The sequence below is a fragment of the Streptomyces sp. NPDC037410 genome, assembly GCF_055602235.1.
Genome location: NZ_JBVJWR010000002.1, coordinates 361,422 through 381,404, shown reverse-complemented (window position 1 = coordinate 381,404; position 19,983 = coordinate 361,422). Strand labels below are relative to the sequence as shown.

The window sequence follows — 19,983 nt, the reverse complement described above, 5'->3', positions numbered from 1 at the left end:
CGTCATGTACCGAACCTTCACGCGGGCCACACGTCGACGCGAGCCCCACGGGGCGGATGAGTGAACCGCGCGTCATTCGGGTGGCCCTCGCGCACGGTCCCGGGCTCGGCCGGGCAGGCATCTGCATCCCATCCCCGACCCGCGTCACCGGTGACGCTGGAGGCCATCGATGAACCGAAGCGAAGCGACCGGTGAGATCGGACACCGCACGCCCGTCCTGATCGTGGGCGGCTCCCTGGTGGGCCTGTCCACCTCGCTCTTCCTGGGGCGTCTCGGCGTGCCCCACACGCTCGTCGAGCGCCATGCCGGCACCTCGGTCCACCCGCGGGGACGCGGGAACAACGTGCGCACGATGGAGGTGTTCCGGGGCGCCGGCGTCCGGCAGCGCATCCACGAGGCCGCGAAGGTCCTGTCGTCGAACAACGGGATCCTGCAGACGCCGACCCTGGTGGGCGATGCCGGCGAATGGCTGTTCCGGAGCATCGACCCGGGCGGCGGCCTGGCCCGGTTCAGCCCCGCCGAATGGTGCCTGTGCAGCCAGAACGACCTCGAACCCGTGCTCCTCGACGCCGCGCGGGAGCTGGGCGGCGACCTGCGGTACTCGACGGAGCTGATGTCGTTCGAGCAGGACGACGAAGGCGTGACCGCGCGGGTCAAGAGCCGGGAGACCGGCGAGCACACCACCATCCGGGCGGAGTACCTCGTCGCGGCGGACGGCCCGCGCAGCCCGATCCGCGAGCAGCTCGGCATCGGGCAGACCGGGCCGGGCGACCTGTTCCACAACGTGAGCGTCACGTTCGAGTCGCGTGACCTGGCGGCCGTCGTCGGCGACCGGCGCTTCATCGTCTGCTACCTCACGTCCCCGGAGGGGGACGGGGCGCTCCTGCCGGTGGACAACGGCGAGCGGTGGGTGTTCCACGCCCCCTGGCACCCCGAACACGGGGAAACCCTGGAGGAGTTCACCGACGAGCGGTGCAGGGAGCACATCCGGCGTGCCGTGGGCGTGCCGGACCTGCACGTGGAGGTCACGGGCCGGGCGCCGTGGCACGCGGCCGAGCGGATCGCCGAACGGTACGCGGACGGGCGGGTGTTCCTCGCCGGCGACTCGGCCCACGAGATGCCGCCCACGGGCGCCTTCGGCTCCAACACCGGCATCCAGGACGCCCACAACCTCGCCTGGAAGCTCTCCGCGGTCCTCGACGGCTGGGCCGGTCCCGGGCTGCTCGACTCGTACGACGCGGAGCGCCGGCCGGTCGCGGAGGCGACGAGCGCCCGGGCCTCCTCGCGTTCGGTCGAGCACAGCCACCCCGGCTACTCCCCGGAGCCGGGGGCGGGCGGCCCCGGCGGGAAGCGGGGCGGCATCCTCAACGTCGCGCTCGGGTACCGCTATCCGCGCGGCGCGGTCCTGGGCGCGGACCCGGCGGTGCCGGTCGTCCCGGACGGGCTGCGGCTGACGGGCGAGCCCGGCAGCCGCGCGCCGCACCTCTGGCTCGACCGGCCGGGTGAGCGGATCTCCACCCTCGACCTGTACGAGCGGACTCCCGTGCTGCTGAGCTCGGCGGGGGCCCTCGGCGGCTGGCACACGGCGGCGGCGCACGTCGCCGAGCGCCTCGCGGTGCCCCTCGCCTCGTACCGCATCGGCGCAGGACCGGACGCGGAGCTCTCGACCGTGGACGGCGAGGACTGGGCCGCGGCCCACGGCGTCACCGTGGACGGTGCGGTCCTCGTCCGCCCGGACGGCTTCGTCGCCTGGCGGTCCGAAGGGTCGTCGGAGGACCCGGAGTCGGCCCTGCGGGGGGCCCTCGCGGCCGTGCTCGACCTGGGCTGACGAGCGGGGCGGTCCGCGCACCTCCGGGAGCGGGCCGCCCCGTTCCGTCTCCGCCGGCCCGAGGCGCCTATGCGGCGCGGCGCACGAGCCGCTGGTCCCGGCTCATCCGGGCCCCAGCACGGAGCATCTCGCCAGCCGCTGGTCCCGGCTCCCCCCGCCCGCCTCAGCCGTGTGAAAGGAGCGACGCCGTGAGTTCGGCCGCGCGGCGGTGCCAGAGGTCCGCGCCCCGGAGCATGGAGTGGCCGCCGGTGGGCATCGGGATCCCCGCCGCGTCGGCGCCCGCCGCCTTGGCCCGGCGGACGAACTCCCAGGACTGGCGGGCCGAGGTGACCCGGTCGGTCTCGTCGTGGAGCAGGTAGAGGCGACGGCCGCCGAGGTGCTCGACGGGCTCGTCGGCGGGGCACCACGGCGCCAGGGCGACGACCCCGCGTACGGCAGGGTCCCCCGCCGCGCGGAGGGCGGCCCGGCCGCCCATGGAGTGGCCGACGAGCACGACGGGCACGGGCCCGGCCTGCTCCCGGAGCCGCGCGAGGGCGGCCTCGGCGTCGCGGGCGGCGTCGGCGCGGTCGCCGTTCCAGCCGCGGTGGCGGTAGCGCACCTCGGCGACCAGCACTCCCCTGCCGCGCACGGCCCGGGTCACGGCCCCGGCGAAGGGGCGCATGCGGAGCGCCGGCAGGTTGAGCGCGGGCGGCGGCTCGGGGCCTTCGGCGCGGCCGCCATGGAGCAGCAGCACGGCGGCGGTGGGCTCGGCGGGCGCGTTGCGGACGACGAGCGCGGTCGGATCGGCCCGACGGGCGGGGCACAGGTTCATCGCGCGGCCTTCCCGCCCGCGCGCCGGCGCGGTGGCCGGGGGACGTACGCGCGCGTGCGGGCGGTGCGGGCCGTGTGACCGGGCCGCTGCGCCATGGGGCCTCCAGGAGTCGCGTGGACGGGACGACGTGAGGCCCGCAGTCTGCCAGGCCGGACGGGCCTTCAGGTACACCGCCTGTCCGGCTCCGGCGTGCCCCTCCGCTCGCACCCCCGGCTCGAACACGCACACCCGCACGGATGAGCCCCGCCGTTCCCCCGGCTCGGCTTGCGTGGCCGGGGGCGCGGGCCGTCGGAGAGTGGTCGCCCGAGCCGTCGTCCCGTTCGAGCAGGGAGTCTGATGGGCAGCCGCCTGATCCGTCGTTGCCGCACCACCTTCGCCGTCACGGTGCTCGCCGTCGTGACCGCCGCCGCGCCCGGCGTGCCCGGGCCGCCGGGCACCACCGCCGCCGCCGCCGCGCTCCCCTTCGACCCGGGTCCGGCCCGGGCGGGTCTGGAGCGCCTGCTGCCCTCCCGGGCGGAGCAGTTCACCCTGGTCCCGGTCGAGGAACCGGCTTCCGGGGACTACTTCTCGGTCTCGGGCAGGGCGGGCGCGATCCAGGTGAGGGGTACCTCGCCGGCCACGCTGCTCACCGGGGTGGGCTGGTATCTGGAGCGGGTCGCGGGGGTCGACATCGGCTGGCCGGGCGACAGTCTCGGCCGGCTGCCGGCCACGCTCCCCGCGGTGTCCGGAACGGTCACCCGGTCGGCGGCGGTGCCGCACCGCTACGCGCTCAACGACACCGACGAGGGCTACTCCGGCGCGTACCGCGACTTCGCCTCGTACCAGCGCGACATCGACCTGATGGCGCTGCACGGGGTGAACGAGGTCTTCGTGCCGACCGGCGCCGAGTACCCGTACTACCGGGCCCTCCAGGGCTTCGGCTACGACCCGGCGGAGCTGCGCGCCTGGATCCCGGGACCGGCGCACCAGGCCTGGTGGCTGCTGCAGAACATGTCAGGTTACGGCGGCCCGGTGTCCGAGCAGCTGATCGAGGCCCGGGCCGCCCTGGGCAGCCGGATCGCGGCGCACCTGCGCTCGCTGGGGATGACGCCCGTCCTGCCGGGCTTCTTCGGCACGGTGCCACCGGGCTTCGCCACCCGGAACCCCGGCGCGCGCACCGTGCCACAGGGCAAGTGGGTCGGGTTCGCCCGGCCGGACTGGCTGGACCCGACCGGACCCGTCTTCGCGGAGCTGGCCGCCGCCTACTACCGGGCGCAGCAGCGCCGGTTCGGTGACAGCGACATGTTCAAGATGGACCTGCTCCACGAGGGCGGCACCCCCGGGCCGGTCGACGTCACGCAGGCGGCGGAGGCCGTGCAGCGTGCCCTGGACACCGCCCGTCCCGGCGCCACCTGGGTGATGCTCGGCTGGCAGAACAACCCGTCCACGGCTCTCCTCAGCGGAGTGGACCGCGGCAGGGTGCTGATCGTCGACGGCCTCTCCGACCGGTACGAGGGGCTCGACCGCGAGAAGCAGTGGGGCGGCACGCCGTACGCGTTCGGCGCGATCGCCAACTTCGGCGGCCACACCAGCCTGGGCGCCAACACCGGCGTGTGGACGGAGCGCTTCCGGGCCTGGCTGACCCGGTCGGACAGCGCGCTGCGCGGCATCGCCTACCTCCCCGAGGGCACCGGCGGGAACCCGGCCGCGTTCGACCTGTTCACCGAACTCGCCTGGGAGCCGGGCCCGGTCGACCAGCGCGCCTGGTTCGCCGCGTACGCGGCCCGGCGCTACGGCGGCGCCGACGCGCACGCGGCCGCCGCGTGGGAGCAGCTGCGCCTCGGCCCGTACAGCGGCGCCTCCGGTACGTGGAGCGAGCCGCAGGACAGCCTCTTCACCGCGCGGCCGAGCCTGACCGCGACGAAGGCGGCCCGCTGGAGCCCGACCGCCATGCGGTACGAGGCCGGCACGGTGGAGCGCGCCCTGGCGGAGCTGCTCCAGGTGGCTCCGGCGCTGCGGACCTCGGACGCGTACCGCTACGACGTGGTGGACGTGGCGCGCCAGGCGCTCACCAACCGCGGCCGCGTCCTGCTGCCGCGCATCAAGGCCGCGTACGAGGCCGGGGATCCGGAGCGCTTCCGGGCGCTGGTGCGCGAGTGGAACGCCTCCGAGGAGCTGCTCGGCCGGCTCGTCGCCTCCGACCGGCGCTTCCTCCTCGGTCCGTGGCTCGCCGCCGCCCGCTCCTGGGCGGCCGACGCGGAGGAGCGGGACCGGCTCGAGTACGACGCCCGCTCGATCCTCACGACCTGGGCCGACCGCGGGCCGAGTGATTCCGCCGGTCTGCACGACTACGCCAACCGCGAGTGGGCCGGTCTCGTCCGGGACGTGTACGCGCCGCGCTGGGCCGCGTACTTCGCGAGCCTCGACACGGCGCTCGTCCAGGGCACGGCCCCGGCCGCCCTCGACTGGTTCGCGAGGGAGGACGCCTGGGCGCACGGCCACCAGGCCTATCCGACCTCGCCGACCGGTGACCCGGTCGCTCTCGCGGGCGAGGTCGGGGCGGCTCTGACCATGGCGAGCGCGGCCGAGCGGTGACGGGGTGCGCGGCCGGGCCCACCGTGAGGTGGGCCCGGCCGCCGCCGGTGGCCCGGCGTCACCCCCGGCCGCGTGAGAACCAGTTCTTCCGTCCGGCCTGACCGTCCTGCTTGTCCGGCCAGGCCGGTTCGCCGGGGGCGGCGAACGGGACGGGTGCCGCCGCGCCCGGCGGGGCCGGGGGCAGGGGCCGGGTCGGCGGCTGCAGGCGCTTCAGCCGCGCCCGCCACGGGCCGTCCGCCATCTCGAAGTGGACGAGGAGCGGCCCCTCGGGAAGCGGAACGGTCTCGCGTCGCTTGCCGATCTCGTTCACCGCGTTGTCGTACTGGGGCAGGCTCGTGTGGTCGTCGTGCCCCGCGAGCTCGTAGACGTGGACGATGAGGTTGTCGTCGCCGCGGTAGTGGATGGCCAGGTCCGCCACGCCTCCCGTGTGCAGCAGCACGTCGGGGCCGCGGAACTCCGCCTCCTCCTCCGTCAGGCGACGGGCCGCCGCCAGCGGCGACACCTGGACCTGCCAGGGCCCCTCGGCCTGCAGCTTCAGACGCAGGGTCCCGTGCGCCGGGACCGTGGCGAGCAGACGGCCCTGGAAGTCCTCCTCCGTGCTGTTGACGAGGTTGTCCTCCTCCTTGTTGCGCCGGTTGAGCACCCAGAGGCCCGTGTATCCGTCGCCCCGGACGTCGAGCTGCACGACGACCGGCCCCGGCGGAAGCCCGGCCACGGTGATCACGTCGTTGTCCCGGCCCGTCTCGGTGTACGGCGCGAAGACGGGCCCGTACGTCCACCAGTCGGCGGCGCCGGGAGGAACGGGAGTCACGGGCGGAACCCGGGTCACGGGCGGAACCGCCCCGGGCGGCGGCGTGAAGCCGGGCGCAGGCGGAGGCGCGAATCCTGGCGTGGGCGCCGGAGGCGTCACGGTCTGCGCCGGCGTGTTTCCGCCGGGCGGCGCTCCGTGCGCTCCCTCGTCGGCCACGTCCACGCCGTGGTCCGTGGCCAGGCCCGCGAGCCCGCTCACCCATCCCTGGCCCACGGCGCGGAACTTCCATCCGCCCGCCCGCCGGTAGAGCTCGGCCAGCACCATCGCCGTCTCCCCGGCGGCGTCCGTGACGTCGTACCGCACCACCGAGGTGCCGTCGGGCGCGAAGGCCTCCACCGACAGCCCGGCGGCGTCCCGCATCGCGCCGTGCTCCGTGGAACCGACCACGAGGACGCGGGTGATCTGCTCCTCCACCGCGGCGAGGCCGACCTCCAGCCACGCCGTACCGGGCCGCGTCGGCCCCGGCGTCGCCTCCGTCAGGCGGACCGCTCCGGAAGGATGCACCGGGGCTCCGTGGAAGACGACGTCCGCGTCGCCCCTGACCTTTCCGGTCTCGCCGAGCAACAGCGCCATGGCGTCCACGCCACCGCGTACCGCGATCCTCAACGGCACCGACGGAACGAATCCGTTGCTTCCCTTGGTCATCTCCCCCACGGCGACCCGACCTTTCCTTCTCCGCTCCCACCCGAATCCCTCACAAAGAGGATCTTGCAACCGTCGGCGCTCCCGGGACAAGGTCCCGGCCCCCGCCGCCGCCGGAGCTCCGCGACCGCGCGGACCGGTCCGGCGTAGGCTTCCCTCCGGCACGGACGCGGCGAAGTGGGGGGCGCATGACGGTCGGTACGGCGCGCAGGTGGGGGTCGAGCCTCGACTCGGTCGTGGTGTACGCGCAGGGCGCGCTCTGCCGGCGCCTGGCCCGGGGCGTCGTGCCACCGGACGGCCGGGTACGGGTGACGGGGCTGCCGCGCGCGCTCGACCCCGGTTCGCTGCGGGCCCGGGTCCTGGGCGCCTCCGGCGCGCGGGTCACCGAGGCGCGTGTGGAGGTCGAGGCGGAGCCGTACGAGGACGGCGCTCCCGACGAACTGCGGCGCGAGGTCGACCGGCTGGGCGAGGCGCTCGCGGCGGCCACGGCGCGTCGCGACCGGCACCAGGAGCTCATCGGGGAGGTCGGCGGCCTGCGCCCGATCCCGCCCGGCCGCAAGCGCGAGGACCCGCACCGCCGCACGCCGGTCGACGCCTGGCTGGAGCTCGCCGCATTCGTCGACGAGCGGCTGACGGGGCTGCACGCCCGGCTCGCCGAGCTGGACGAGGCGGTACGGCTCGCCGGGCACGAGCTCGACCTCGCCCACGACAGGCTCCACCGCGCCTCCACCGACGCGCCGTCGGCTCATGTCGCGACCTCGGTCTGCGCCGTACTGACCCTCGACGGCGGCGGTGGGCCGGAGGAGGTGGAACTGGAGCTGGAGTACGGCGTGCCGGGTGCCGTCTGGGTGCCGACGTACCGCCTCACCCACCGTCAGGGCGACGGCAGCGGGCAGCTGGTGCTGCGCGCCTCGGTCGCCCAGCGCACCGGCGAGGACTGGACCGGGGTGCGCCTCGCCCTGGCCACCGCCGACCTGCGGCGGCGCACCGATCTCCCGGCGCTCCGCTCGCTCCGGATCGGACGGCGTCAGGCCGCGCCCGCGCCGTCCGGCTGGCGTGAACCCCCGGCGGGGCTCGCCGATCTGTTCAACGGGTACGAGGCGGCCGGCCCCGCGCCGCTGCGGGGCGGCTCGGCGGTGGCGGGCGCCGTCGCCGGTTCCGCGTCCCTTCCCGTGGCGGCGCCCGCACCTGTGGCCGCGCCCGTGCCGGCACCGGCACCGCTCGCGCCTCCGGCGTTCACCGGGCCGCCGCAGCCCGGTGGCGCGTACGGCTCCGCTCCGGAGTTCCCGGGGAGCGGGGCGCCGGAGGCGAGGGCGGCGGCGCCACGGCCGGGCGGCCGGCCGCGCACCGGTGGCCGGGGCGGCTTCGGATCCCGCCCATCCCAGGGCCCCGCGGCTCCGGGCGCGGCGGCTCCCGGGGCGGCGGCTCCTGCGCCGCCGCCACCGCCGGCGGGTCCGCCGCAGCCGAGCGGCGCCGAACTCGACTACGCCGCCCTCGTGCTGTCCGGCCCCGAGGAGCCGGGCGCCCGCCGTGGCCGGCTGTTCCCGGGCGCCTCCTCCGACGCGGTGGCCGACGAGTACCGGCGCCGCGCCGAGGCGGTGGCCGGTCTCCCGCTGCCCCCGCACGCGGTGCGCCCCCGCACGTCGGCGGGCTCGTTCGACCACCGTTTCGACGCGGCCGCCCGCGCCGACATCCCCTCGGACGGCACCTGGCACACCGTCACCGTCGGCGAGATCCCGGTCGTCCTGCACACCGAGCACCTCTGTGTGCCGTCCGTGGACCAGACCGTGTACGCGACCCTCCTGGTCTCCAACACCACCCGTGAGGCGCTGCTGGCCGGCCCGGTCGAGGTCACCGTCGACGACGAGCACCTGCTGACCGCCGCCCTGCCCACGCTCGCGCCCGGCGGCGTCCGCCGGCTCGGTCTCGGACCCGCCGAGGGCGTCCGCGTGACCCGCCGCACCCATCTGAAGGAGTCGACCGCGGGCCTGCGCAACCACGTCACCGTGCTCGACCACCGCGTGCACGTCGAGCTCGCCAACCGCCTCGCGGGGCCCGTCACCGTCGAGGTCCACGAGCGGGTGCCGGTCTCCTCCGAGCCGGACGTCCGCATCGAGGAGCGCGCCGACTGGACGGCACCGGAGGACGCCGCGCCGGAGCGGCACGCCCCCGGCACCCGCGTCTGGCGGGTGGAGCTGCCCGCGGGCGGCACCGCCGCGCTCGACGGCGGCTACGAGATCCGCATCCCGGCCGGCAAGGCCCTGGTCGACGGCAACCGCAGGAGCTGACAACCCCATGTCCACGGAACCCAAGCCGATCGCCCTGCCCGTCACCGCCGTCACCTGTCTGGAGGACCGCGCCCACGTCGAGCGCACGGCCGTGCTCGACCTGGCGGCGGGCGTCCAGCGCCTGCGCCTCGGGCCGGTCAGCGCGCTCGCCGTCGACCGCACCCTCCACGCCGAGCTGGCCTCGGACCACCCCGCCACCGTCCTCGACGTGCGGATCGTCCGCGACTGGACGCCGCGCGGGCCGGTGCCGCCCGTCGAGGGCGACTCCGCGCTCCGCCACCGCGCGCACGCCCTCGAAGAGGAGCGCCGAGCCGTCGAGCAGCGCCGCGACCGGCTGCGGGCGCGCCTCGACCTCCTCGGCCGGCTCGCCGCCGACCTGCTGCGGGAGATCGGCGAGGGCGCCGGTCACGGAGAGTCCGAAGGGCCCCGCTGGGGCCGCGAACTCGACCGCGTGGACGCCGAGCGCGACACGTACGGCGAGGAACTCCGCACCAGTGAGGGCCGGTTGGCGGTCCTCACCGCGGAACTCGGCGAGACCCGGCGGGCCATGGAGCTCGCCGAGGAGGAGCCCGCCGAGCTCGTCGCCCATGTCGAGCTGACGGTGGACTCCGCCGTCGCCGGGCCCGTACGGCTGCGACTGAGCCACCTCACGCCGTGCGCCCTGTGGCGGCCCGCGTACCGAGCCGTGCTCGACGGGGACTCCCTGACCCTGGAGACCGACGCCGTCGTCTGGCAGCGCACCGGCGAGGACTGGTCGGACGTACGGCTGACGCTGTCGACCGCCCGCTCGGCACTCGCCACCGATCCGCCGCGGCTGACCGAGGACCGGCTGACGCTCAAGGACCGCACCGCCGCGGAACGCCGCACGATCGACGTCGAACTGCGCGAGGAGGAGATCGCGACGCTCGGACCGGCCCCGGTGCTCGGCCTGCCGGGTGTGGACGACGGCGGCGAGACGCGGGTCCTGCACTCGCCCGCGCCCGTCTCCGTGCCGAGCGACGGCCGCGCCCACCGGGTGCCGCTCTCCGCCTTCACGACGGCCGCGCGCGGCGAGTACGCCTGCTCACCGGAACTCTCCCCGCTGGTCACGCAGTTGGTGAGGTTCGACAACCTGTCCGGGCACGCGCTGCTCGCCGGTCCCGTGGACCTGGTCAGGGGCAGCGGCTTCACCGGCCGCGGCACGCTGGACTTCACGGCGCCCGGCGCGGCCGTCGAGCTCGCGTTCGGCAGCCGTGACGACCACCGGGTGGTGCGGTACGCGGAGGAGTCCCGCGACACGACCGGCCTCACGCAGCGGACCGTGGTCACCCGCACGGTCCGGCTGCACCTGTCCCGGTTCTCGGCGCCCGGGGAGGCGGACGACCGGCTGGTCGTCCTCCGGGAGCGGATCCCCGTCTCCGAGGTCTCGGCGGTGGAGGTGCGCCTGCGCGGGGAGGCCTGCTCGCCGGCGCCGGACGCCGTGGACGACGAGGGCATCGTCCGCTGGAACATCACGCTGCCGCCGGGCGGACGGCGTACGGTCACGCTGGTGTACGAGGTGTCGGCGACGTCGAAGGTCGCGGGGCTCTGAGCCGCTGACGGGTACGGGGCCGGGCACCCTACCAGCCCGGCACCCTTCCCATCCGGAACTCCCCCTACTCTCCACAACCGTGCGGTTGCATGCGGTAGTCATGAGGGCGGGAGGGAACACCTTGGTCTTCAGTCTGGGTCGCCGCCGCAAGGCCGCCGCTGTCAGTGCTTGTCCGTTCACGTCCGCCCCCTCGTCCGGCGAGTGGCCGGGCCGACCATACCCATCCGTACCGCAGGTGACGGACCGTCGGGAGGCGGAGAGCTTCGTCCGGCAGTTCCATCACGAGCAGCCCGACGCCGGGGACGTGGAGCGCAGGGTCCGCGAGGTGCTCGCCGAGATCGACCGCGGCGGCACGTACGAACACACCCCCGCCGAACTCTCCTTCGGCGCCCGGGTCGCGTGGCGCAACTCGGCCCGCTGCATCGGCAGGCTCTACTGGCGGAGCCTCGTGGTGCGCGATCTCCGGCACGTCTCCACGGCCGACGGCATCGCCGCCGACTGCTTCGAGCATCTGCGGATCGCGGGGAACGGCGGCCGGATCCGCCCGGTGATCTCGGTGTTCGCCCCGGACCGGCCGGGCCGTCCCGGGCCCCGGATCGTCAACGACCAGCTGGTGCGGTACGCGGGACACCGCACCGCCGAGGGCCGCCGGCTCGGCGACCCGCGCGCCGCCGCGCCCACCGCCCGCGCCCGCGATCTGGGGTGGAAGCGGTCCGAAGAGGCCTTCCAGGTACTCCCGTTGATGATCGAGGAACGTCCGGGCGCGCGGCCGGAGTGGTACGAACTGCCGGACGGCTCCGTGCTGGAGGTACCGCTCCGGCATCCGGACCACGGGTGGTTCGCGGAGCTCGGGCTGCGCTGGTACGCGGTGCCGGCGATCAGCGACATGACGCTGGAGATCGGCGGGGTGCGCTATCCGGCGGCGCCGTTCAACGGCTGGTACATGGGGACGGAGATAGGCGCCCGCAACCTCGCCGACGCCGAGCGCTACGACCTCCTCCCGGTGGTCGCCGACCACCTGGGGCTTGACCGCTCCTCGGAGCGGACGCTGTGGCGGGACCGGGCGCTCGTCGAGCTGAACGTGGCGGTGCTGCACTCCTTCCAGGAGGCCGGGGTGACGATGGCGGACCATCACACCGAATCCGAGCGCTTCCTGCGGCACATCGCGCAGGAGAGCCGGCACGGCAGGCCCACGCCCGCCGACTGGAGCTGGATCGTGCCGCCCGTGTCCGGCTCCGCGACACCCGTCTTCCACCGGTACTACGACCCGGTGGACACGTCCCTGCGCCCCGCGTTCCTCGCCCGGGAGCGCTGAGCCGGTCCGGAGCGGCGCGACGGACGGCCGGTCCGCAGCCTCCCGACGGCGCCGGCCCCGAGTGGCCCCGCCGCCGGGTGAGGAGGACGCTGTAACTGAGCGCGTCCGGGTCCCGGGCGCCCCGAGGGGAGCGCCCGCCCGGTCGGGAAAGGCCGCGTCATGCGCATGCTGCTGAAGGTTCAGATGGACACCCAGGCCTCCAACGAGGCCATCAAGCAGGGCAGGCTGCAGAAGCTCGTCGAGAGCGCACTGGAGGAACTCAAGCCCGAGGCGGCGTACTTCACCGCCACCAACGGGTGTCGGACCGCGTATATCTTCTTCGACCTCGCCGACCCCTCGCTGATGCCGAAGATCTCGGAGCCGTTCTTCATGGAGATCGGCGCCAAGATCGACTACTCGCCGGTCATGAACCCTGAGGACCTCCGCAAGGGCCTTGCGGCGATCATGCCGTGAGCGGCTTCTCCCAGGTCAGGGAGTACCGGCGGAGCACGTGCCGACGGTAGCGGACACCGGGCAGCAGCCCTCGCGCCTCGGCGCGTACCTGCCCGTAGGTCATCCGCGGCTCGGCGACCGGCATGCCCTGCGGGGCGCGTGCGCCGCGCAGCGACTTGGTGATGCGGACGGCCGGCTCGGCGGCCAGCCGGAACGTCCAGTCGGCGACGCCCGCGTCGAGGGCGAGTCCGACCACCACCAACGTACCTCCGGGCCGCAGCAGTTCACTCATGCGGATGAGGGCCTCTCCGAAGTCCAGGTGATGGACGGTGGTCACCGAGCAGATGAAGTCGTAGCCCTCGGCGGGCAGTTCGACGGTGAGGAAGTCGCCTTCCACGAAGGAGAGTTCCGGGTGGTCGGTTGCCGATGCTCGGGCGCGGGAGATCATGTCCGGGGACAGGTCGATCCCGGTGACGTGCCGCGCCCGCCCGGTGAGTCTCCGTGCGAGCAGCCCGTCGCCGCAGCCGACGTCGAGGGCCTCGCCGCACCCCGCGGGAACGGCACGCAGGATGCCCGCGTGGCGGGCCACGTTGGTGTTCCAGTACGGCTCCGCGTCAGCCTCGCGCATCGGGTCATCGTAGGCCCGGCACCGGTGTGAGACGGGCTCAGGCGGGTTTCTCGCGGCCCACGTAGCGGATGACCTCGCAGTCGTCGAGGATCACCAGGCCCTCCTCGACCAGCTCGTCGAGCTCCGACAGGAAGGCGCGGATCTTCTCCTCGGTGTCGACGATGACCACGGCCACGGGGAGGTCCTCGCTCAGCGAGAGCAGCCGCTGGGTGTGGATCAGCGAGGACGCTCCGAAGCCCTCGATGCCGCGGAACACGCTCGCGCCCGCGAGACCGGCCTCGCGGGCCCGGCCGACGATCTGGGTGTACAGCGGCTTGTGGTGCCACAGATCGGTCTCCCCCACGAAGACCGTCACCCGCAGGGCCCTGCCCGTCAGCCTGGTCATCGCCGCCTCCAGCCGTGAGCGCGGGGCGCGGCACGCCCGTCCTTCGAGTCTACGGGCGTGCCTCTCCACGGGCGTGCCTCCGAGGGAGGGGGCCGGCCGGGACGCCGGCCCCCTCGCCCGGGCGGAGTGGGTCAGCAGCCGCTCGTGAGCCAGCGGCAGGCCGTGATCAGCCCGGCGGCGTGCTCCTCGCCGCGGGCGTCCTCGGTGCGGACCTCCTCGGGCAGGACCTGCAGGGCGTCGATGTCGAACTCGGTCATGACGGTCTCCTTCGATGGATGCGGATACTTCGGTGGAACGCCGGCGGCCTCGGGCCGCCGGACACTCAGGGGTGGGCCGGCCCGTCCTCGGGCAGCCAGGCCCGCGGGCCCCCGCAGCGCATGCGCAGCAGCAGGGAGAGGCTCCCGGCGAGGCCGGTGGCGTACTCGGCGAGGACGGTCCTGCGGTTCTCGTCGGGCACCAGGAGGCGCCCGTCGCGCAGCACGGCCTGCGCGGCCAGGTGCTCGACGAGGAGCTCGGCGGCGGCGCGGTGACTCCCGTCGCCCGTCCGGTCGGCGGCGTCGAGGAGGAACTCGGCGTTGCCCGCGAGGCCGTGGCAGGTGGCCGGCGAGTCCGTCACCCTGCCCGCCCGTACGGCGCGGGCCGCGCCGTCCACCAGGTCGCGCACGCGCTTGTCGGACGCGCCGGTCGCCGCCCAGAGCCGGACCAGGAAGGTGCCGACGCCGGAGGAACCACTGCACCAGTGCCGGGCGAGCTCCGGGGAGTCCGAGAGGTGGCGGGCCCGGTCGACGGGCCAGAGCGCGCCCGCCGGTCCGCTGCGGGCGGCGGCCGCGAGGGTGGCCCCGGCCTCGGTGGCCGCGTCGAGGAACCGTACGTCCCCGGTGGCCTCCGCCGCGAGCAGGAGGAACGTGCCGACCCCGGCCACGCCGTGCGCGAAGCCGTAGTGCCAGGCGCCGGCGAGCGCCGAGGCGAAGTCCTCCGGCACCGGCCAGAAGACACCCTCCGGGGTGCGCCGCGCCGCGCCGAGCAGTCCCTCCGCGGCCTCGGCGGCGCGGTCCAGGAACCGGGGGTCTCCGGTGGTCCGCCAGAAGTGCAGCTGCGTCAGTCCGGAGCCGGCCACTCCGTGGCAGACGTCCGGGTGGGGGCCTCGCACGGGCAGGCCGAGGGCGAGCGAGACGGCCCGGCCCGCCAGGGCGGCGTCGTCCAGGGCCCAGGCGGCGTCGAGCAGGGCCCAGGCCGTGCCCGAGCGGCCGAAGTGCAGCCCTGGCGGGTCGCTGGGGAGGGTCTCCTGCCGCTCCACGGTCCAGCGGGCGGCGGAACGGAGGCCTTCGGCGAGCGCCTCGCGCGTCACGGTGCCGGTCTCCGGGAGGCCGATTCCGGTGTCCCAGTGGCCGAGGGCCCGGGCGAGGAGGGCGACGCCGCCGGCCGAGCCGTGCTGGAGGGCCACCGGGTCGCAGGTCTCGCCGAACGAGTCCGAGGTCCAGAGCCGTTCGGGGTCGTGCGGGCGCATCGTGGCCAGCAGGTGGGCGATGCCGTCGTGCAGGAGACGCGCCCGCGTGGCCGCCGGGTCCGGACGTTCGACGAGGGTCCGATCGGCTTGCGTCCGCGCCGGTGGACCCGCCAGGAACTCCCGTGCCCGGTCCAGGCTCCAGCGCTCCCCGGGCTCGTCCCGCGTCAGCCCGAGGATCAGGGGCGCGTAGTGGCGTACGAGTCCGTGGTCGCGGGCGAGCAGGTCCACGAGGTCCGCGAGGCGCCGCTCGTCCGGCCGTGCCGTCTCCCGTGGGAGATCCTCCGCGAGGACGGGATCGGCACCGCTCAGGGCGTGCAGGACGGTGGCGCCGAGGGCGTACAGGTCGACGCTCGGCGGCAGGGCGGGGGCCACCTGGCCGAGGGCGCGCAGCTCGGGGGCCGTGTAGCCGGGAGTGGCCCCGAGTATCCAGCGCTCCCCCTCCCGGGCCGCCATCTCCAGGTCGATGAGGACGAGCCGCCCGTCCGGGGTGGCCATGACGTTGTTGGGGTTGAAGTCGTGGAGGGTGACGCCGAGTTCATGGGCGGTGGCGACGAGCTCGACGAGCTGTCGGACCCGCGACGCGGCCGTACGGTCGTCGGCGCAGGCCTCACCGTCCCGGGCCAGGTGCTCGGCGACGGTACGCCGCAGCGTGGCCCCCGGGACCGCTTCGGTGGCGAGGAAGGCGCTGCCCTGCTGTTCGAACACCTCGACGAGCCCGGGGACCCGGTCGGGGCGCTCCCGTCCGAAGCGTTCGAGCAGTGCGGCCTCACGGCGCAACAGGTCCCGGACGTCCAGGCCTTCGAGGCCGGCGCCCACGTGGGGCCGCGCCTGTTTGACGACGACCTGCGCGCCGGTGACGGTGTCCTCGGCACGGAACACCCCGCCCTTGTTGGAGTGCTGGATCGCGCCCCGTACGAGGAAGCGGTCGCCGAGCAGGACGGGCTTGGCGGTGGCGGTGCTGCGCGCGGGTGCGGCGGGGCGGTCGGGGAACGGGTCGCCGGCCCAGGCCGGCGGGCTGAACCAGGCGTTGCGCTCGTCGGCGACGGGCCGGCCCTCTGGGTCGGTGAGGCGGGCCGCGAAGGAGCCGTCGGCGGTCAGTTCGCGGACGCCCTTGAACACTCCGTACCGGTAGAAGACCTGGCTGCCGGGGAGGTAGCGCCGGTCGGAGAGGACGGCGGGGCCCGGCAACCCCTCGGTGGCGTGGTGGAGTTCCTCGGCGAGCAGCCGGAACTGCTCGTCGTCGGCGGGGTACACGGTGAGGAACTTGCCGCCCCCGCCGCGTGCGAAGCGCCCGGACACCAGCGCGGCGACCTTCGCCGGGGTCCCCGCGAACTTGAAGGCCGCGCGGCGGGCCACCAGGACCTCGGCGGACCGGGCGAGGACCAGGGGCGCCGAGAGCGGGGTGGCCGGGACGTGCAGCTTCCATCCCTGGGCCCGTCCGACGGCACCCTCGGGCACGGCGTGGCACCAGAACGCGCCGGGTTCGACGCTCCAGTCCGCCTGCGCCGCGCACGCCGGATCCGGCCCCTGCCGGGCGATCACGGCGCGCACGATGTCCGGCAACAGGGCCCGGTCGGCGGGGTTCTCGGCGCGCGACCGCCGGGGGCCGGGGCCGGACGGGGAATGCGCGGTGGGTGACGACACGCTCTTCGTCCTCGCGTTTCGCATGGGTGACGAGCAGGGACCGGGGCGTCCTGCGGGAGGCGCCGGCTTGTCCTGCGGGAGGGGCCGATCGGTCCTACTGGAGGGGCCGGTCGTAGTCGTCGCCCCAGCTGGTGTCCAGGGGGCTCGCGGCGACCGTCCGTGTCGTCCCCGCTGCGTCGTCCGTCGTGGCGGCGGTCGCTCCGCCGGCGAGCAGGACGGCGAGAAGAAGAAGGCAGCGGACGGCAACGGACATGGCGCGGCTCCTGGTTCGGGAGAGGAGAGGGCGGCGGGAAGCTCCGTGTCTGGCGGGTTCACGCCGTATGTCGGCCTGATGGGGTTTCCCTCGGCCGGACACCACCAGTTCATCCCGGCGAGCCCGCTTGGTCCAGCGCCATGACCTGGCAATACCCTGCATGGCACGGAAGTAGCAGGGCCGCATCACGGGGGAAACGGGTGACTACTGGGGTGGATGTGGACGGAATGCCTCGGCTGGACGCCGGGGCCGTCGCCGTCTTCGCGTACGTACTGGAGCACGGCAGCCTCCCGGCCCTGCCGCCGGACGGGCTTCCGGCCCTCGGGCTGAGCGGGGCGGAGGTCGGGGCGGCCTGCCGCACCCTGGAGCGGCTGCGTCTTCTGCGGCCGGCGCCGGGGAACCCGGGGGAGCTGATCCCGGTCAACCCGGAGGCCGCCGCGGCGGAGGTCGTCGGGCCGGTGGAGGCGCGGCTGGCGCTGGCCGCCGCGCACGCCCAGTCGCTCCGTGACGATCTGCACTCCCTGATGCCGCGGTACCGCGCCGCACGGCGCGAACAGGGCCGCCGGGAGGGCCTCGACGTGCTGCCCGACATGGCGGCGGCCTCCGCGATGCTCACCGAGGAGTCGGCCCGCTGCCGGGAGGAGGTGTTCAGCATCCAGCCCGGCGGCGGGCGGGCCGCGCACCGTCTCGGGGACGCCGTCGAACGGGATGTGGCGATGCTCCGCCGGGGTGTGCGGATGCGCACGCTGTACCAGCACTCGGCGCGGGCCAGCCTGTCGACCCAGGGCTATGTGGAGCGGCTCACCGAGGCGGGTGCCGAGTACCGGACCGCCGCCGAACTCCCCGACCGGGCCGTGGTGTTCGACCGGTCCGTGGCCTTCCTTCCCCGGCGCGCCGACGGCGGTACGGGCGAGGGGGCGGTCCTGGTCAGGGACCCCGACGTGGTGGCGTACCTCTGCCGGGTGTTCGAGCAGCACTGGTCCGGCGCGGTCCCGTTCCGGGGCAGCAGCGAGGCGGCGTACAAGGAGGTCGGTCCCAGTCTGCGGCGGGCGCTCGTGGGGCTGCTCGCGGAGGGCGCGAAGGACGAGGTGATCGCCCGGCGCATGGGGATGTCGCTGCGCACGTGCCGCCGTCACATCGCCGAACTCCTGGAAGAACTGGGGGCGGAGAGCCGCTTCCAGGGCGGTGCGCTCGCGGAGCGTGCCGGGCTCACGGGTACGCAGGACGGGACGGACGCGGCCGAGGGCGCGAGCCACCGGTAGGGTGCCTCCGTTCATCAGTGTTCTGCGTGGGGAGACATGGGTTTCATGGGTGGTCAGCAAGCGGAGCGGGGCGGCTCCGAGGTCTTTAAGGCGCTGGCGGCGGACGACCCGACGACGGTCGCCGGCTACCGGCTCGCCGCCCGGCTCGGCGCCGGCGGCATGGGCAAGGTGTATCTGTCGTACACGCCCGGCGGCCGGCCGGTGGCGATCAAGCTGATCCGTCCCGAGTTCGGCGAGGACGCCGAGTTCCGCCGCCGGTTCGCCCAGGAGGTGCGCTCCGCGCAGCGGGTCCAGGGGCTGTTCACCGCGCCCGTCATCGACGCCGACCCCGAGGGCGCCCAGCCGTGGCTGGCCACCGCGTACGTGCCGGGTCCTTCGCTCGCCGACGCGGTCGTGGCGCACGGCGCGCTGCCCGTGGAGACGGTGCTGCTGCTCGTCGCCGGCATGGCCGAGGCCCTGCACGTGATCCACGGGGCGGACATCGTGCACCGCGACCTGAAGCCGTCGAACGTGCTGCTCGCCTCCGACGGGCCCCGCGTCATCGACTTCGGCATCGCCCACGCGGCCGACGCGACCTCCCTGACGGGCAGTGGAGTCACCATCGGGACCCCGTCGTTCATGGCTCCCGAGCAGGCGGCGGGCAGTCGGGTGACGCCGGCCACGGACGTGTTCGCGCTCGGTCAGGTCGCGGCGTACGCGGCGACGGGCGTCCCCGCCTTCGGCGAGGGCACCGGCCACGGGGTGCTGTACCGGATCGTGCACGAGCAGCCGGACCTGAGCGCCGTCCCGGAGCGGCTCACCGAGCTGGTCACGCGCTGCCTCGCGAAGGAGCCCGAGGCCCGGCCGTCGCTCGCCGAGATCATCCAGCTCTGCCAGGCCGCGAACGCGGCGACGGTGCTGCGCCGGCCCGAGGACTGGCTGCCGGGCGCGGTCTCCGCCGAGATCACGGCCCGCGCGGCGGCGCCCGCTCCCCCGCAGACGCCCCCGCCGCCGACGACCGCCCCGTCGGCCGCCCCTCCGGCCGCGCCGGTGGGGTACGCGCCGACGGCGCCGTCCGCGCCTTCCGCGCCGTCGACCCCGCCGCCCGGCTACGGCCCGCCGGTCACCCCGCCGCCGAACACGGTGCCGGTCGCCCCGTCGGCCCCGGTCGCCGCCCCTGCCGCCGCCGCTCCCGCGCCCGGCTTCGCGTACGCGCCGACGCAGGGCCCCGGGGGTCCCGCGTACCCGCCGCAGACCTACCCGGGTCAGCCGGGGCAGACCTACCCGGGCCAGCCCGGGCAGACCTACCCGGGCCAGCTCGGACAGACCTACCCGGGCCAGCCGGGGCCGACCGGTCACCAGCCGCCGCAGCCGCCCCGGCAACCGCAGAAGAAGGGCGGCAGGCGCGGTCTCGTGGTCGCCCTGGCCGCGGTCCTCGCCTTCGCCGTCGCGGGTGGCGTGACCGCCTACGTCGCGCTCAAGGACAAGGACAACGGCGGGCAGTCCGCCTCGAACGGCGGCGGGAAGCCGAACGGGAAGGGATCGGCGAGCCCGCAGGGCTCCGGGGGCACGGGCACCGGGAGCACGGGGACCGGGGGCACCGGGACCGGGAGCCCCGCACCGGCGCCGACGACGGCACCGGCCCCGCAGGCCGCCACGTACACGGACATCGACCTGACGGCCGGTTACCACCTGACCTTCGGGGACGAGAACGTGCGCCCGCAGGACGGCGAGGACAACAACTACGACCTCTCCTACGACACGGGCGGGTACCTCGACGCGGAGAGCAGCGGCGGCAATCTGGTCCTGCTCGACCCGGGCCAGGAGGGCTCCCTCGAAGCGTGCCGCGCGGAGACCCGGTTCACCCAGAACATCTACGTGAACAAGCTGTCGCCGGGCCGTCAGGTCTGCGTCACGACGGGGACGGGCCATCTCGGCCTGGTCACCGTCAAGGCGTTCTCGCCGGAGGACTCGCCGAGCACCTACATGACGCTCGATCTGACGCTGTGGCGCAACGCGGCACCTTCCGCGTCGTCGAGCTGATGACGGTTGAT

General features: G+C 75.1%; 15 protein-coding genes. 8 read left to right on the top strand and 7 right to left on the bottom strand.

The annotated features are described in order from the left end of the window. Positions 1-169: 169 nt before the first annotated feature. A complete protein-coding gene (locus ACZ7HT_RS04635; RefSeq protein ID WP_471159676.1) occupies positions 170-1,828 on the top strand; it encodes an FAD-dependent oxidoreductase in 1,659 nt (552 codons plus the stop codon). A gap of 163 nt (positions 1,829-1,991) precedes the next feature. On the opposite strand, the gene ACZ7HT_RS04630 is transcribed toward ACZ7HT_RS04635, so the two are convergent. Beyond that, on the bottom strand, positions 1,992-2,639 hold the full coding sequence (locus tag ACZ7HT_RS04630; RefSeq protein ID WP_471159674.1) for an alpha/beta fold hydrolase: 648 nt from the start codon (positions 2,637-2,639) through the stop codon (positions 1,992-1,994). Between the two features lie 336 nt (positions 2,640-2,975). On the opposite strand from ACZ7HT_RS04630, the gene ACZ7HT_RS04625 reads away from it, so the two are divergent. Beyond that, positions 2,976-5,213 (top strand): alpha-N-acetylglucosaminidase, encoded by a 2,238-nt coding sequence (locus tag ACZ7HT_RS04625; protein ID WP_471159672.1) that lies wholly within the window; start codon positions 2,976-2,978, stop codon positions 5,211-5,213. A 58-nt stretch (positions 5,214-5,271) separates the two neighbouring features. On the opposite strand, the gene ACZ7HT_RS04620 is transcribed toward ACZ7HT_RS04625, so the two are convergent. Further along, complete coding sequence (locus ACZ7HT_RS04620) at positions 5,272-6,669, bottom strand: TerD family protein (RefSeq protein ID WP_471159670.1); 1,398 nt, start codon at positions 6,667-6,669, stop codon at positions 5,272-5,274. A 185-nt stretch (positions 6,670-6,854) separates the two neighbouring features. Here ACZ7HT_RS04620 and ACZ7HT_RS04615 point away from each other — a divergent pair, with 185 nt between their 5' ends. The 4 genes from ACZ7HT_RS04615 to ACZ7HT_RS04600 all read left to right on the top strand — a co-directional run bounded on the left by ACZ7HT_RS04615 (position 6,855) and on the right by ACZ7HT_RS04600 (position 12,292). Continuing rightward, positions 6,855-8,954, top strand: a complete 2,100-nt coding sequence (locus ACZ7HT_RS04615) for a DUF4139 domain-containing protein (protein WP_471159668.1) — start codon at positions 6,855-6,857, stop codon at positions 8,952-8,954. 7 nt (positions 8,955-8,961) lie between these two features. Then, the gene (locus ACZ7HT_RS04610) at positions 8,962-10,524 is read left to right on the top strand and encodes a DUF4139 domain-containing protein (protein WP_471159666.1); all 1,563 of its coding nucleotides are present in this window, start codon (positions 8,962-8,964) and stop codon (positions 10,522-10,524) included. 100 nt (positions 10,525-10,624) lie between these two features. After that, positions 10,625-11,839: a nitric oxide synthase oxygenase gene (locus ACZ7HT_RS04605; protein ID WP_471160064.1), complete on the top strand. Its 1,215-nt coding sequence runs from the start codon at positions 10,625-10,627 to the stop codon at positions 11,837-11,839. Positions 11,840-11,998: 159 nt separating this feature from the next. Further along, a complete protein-coding gene (locus ACZ7HT_RS04600) occupies positions 11,999-12,292 on the top strand; it encodes a hypothetical protein (protein WP_471159664.1) in 294 nt (97 codons plus the stop codon). On the opposite strand, the gene ACZ7HT_RS04595 is transcribed toward ACZ7HT_RS04600, so the two are convergent. The 5 genes from ACZ7HT_RS04595 to ACZ7HT_RS04575 all read right to left on the bottom strand — a co-directional run bounded on the left by ACZ7HT_RS04595 (position 12,282) and on the right by ACZ7HT_RS04575 (position 16,688). Then, positions 12,282-12,899 (bottom strand): class I SAM-dependent methyltransferase, encoded by a 618-nt coding sequence (locus tag ACZ7HT_RS04595; RefSeq protein ID WP_471159662.1) that lies wholly within the window; start codon positions 12,897-12,899, stop codon positions 12,282-12,284. The genes ACZ7HT_RS04600 and ACZ7HT_RS04595 overlap by 11 nt on opposite strands. Positions 12,900-12,936: 37 nt before the next feature. Beyond that, positions 12,937-13,284: a DUF190 domain-containing protein gene (locus ACZ7HT_RS04590; protein WP_471159661.1), complete on the bottom strand. Its 348-nt coding sequence runs from the start codon at positions 13,282-13,284 to the stop codon at positions 12,937-12,939. Positions 13,285-13,415: 131 nt separating this feature from the next. After that, positions 13,416-13,541, bottom strand: coding sequence for an ALQxL family class IV lanthipeptide (locus ACZ7HT_RS04585; RefSeq protein WP_471159658.1), 126 nt, complete (start codon positions 13,539-13,541; stop codon positions 13,416-13,418). A 65-nt stretch (positions 13,542-13,606) separates the two neighbouring features. Next, positions 13,607-16,435, bottom strand: coding sequence for a class IV lanthionine synthetase LanL (gene lanL / locus ACZ7HT_RS04580; protein WP_471159656.1), 2,829 nt, complete (start codon positions 16,433-16,435; stop codon positions 13,607-13,609). 94 nt (positions 16,436-16,529) lie between these two features. Further along, positions 16,530-16,688: a hypothetical protein gene (locus ACZ7HT_RS04575; protein WP_471159655.1), complete on the bottom strand. Its 159-nt coding sequence runs from the start codon at positions 16,686-16,688 to the stop codon at positions 16,530-16,532. Positions 16,689-16,915: 227 nt separating this feature from the next. On the opposite strand from ACZ7HT_RS04575, the gene ACZ7HT_RS04570 reads away from it, so the two are divergent. Beyond that, positions 16,916-17,950, top strand: a complete 1,035-nt coding sequence (locus ACZ7HT_RS04570; RefSeq protein WP_471159653.1) for a hypothetical protein — start codon at positions 16,916-16,918, stop codon at positions 17,948-17,950. Positions 17,951-17,995: 45 nt separating this feature from the next. Continuing rightward, on the top strand, positions 17,996-19,972 hold the full coding sequence (locus tag ACZ7HT_RS04565; RefSeq protein WP_471159651.1) for a serine/threonine-protein kinase: 1,977 nt from the start codon (positions 17,996-17,998) through the stop codon (positions 19,970-19,972). The last annotated feature ends 11 nt before the right edge of the window (positions 19,973-19,983 follow it).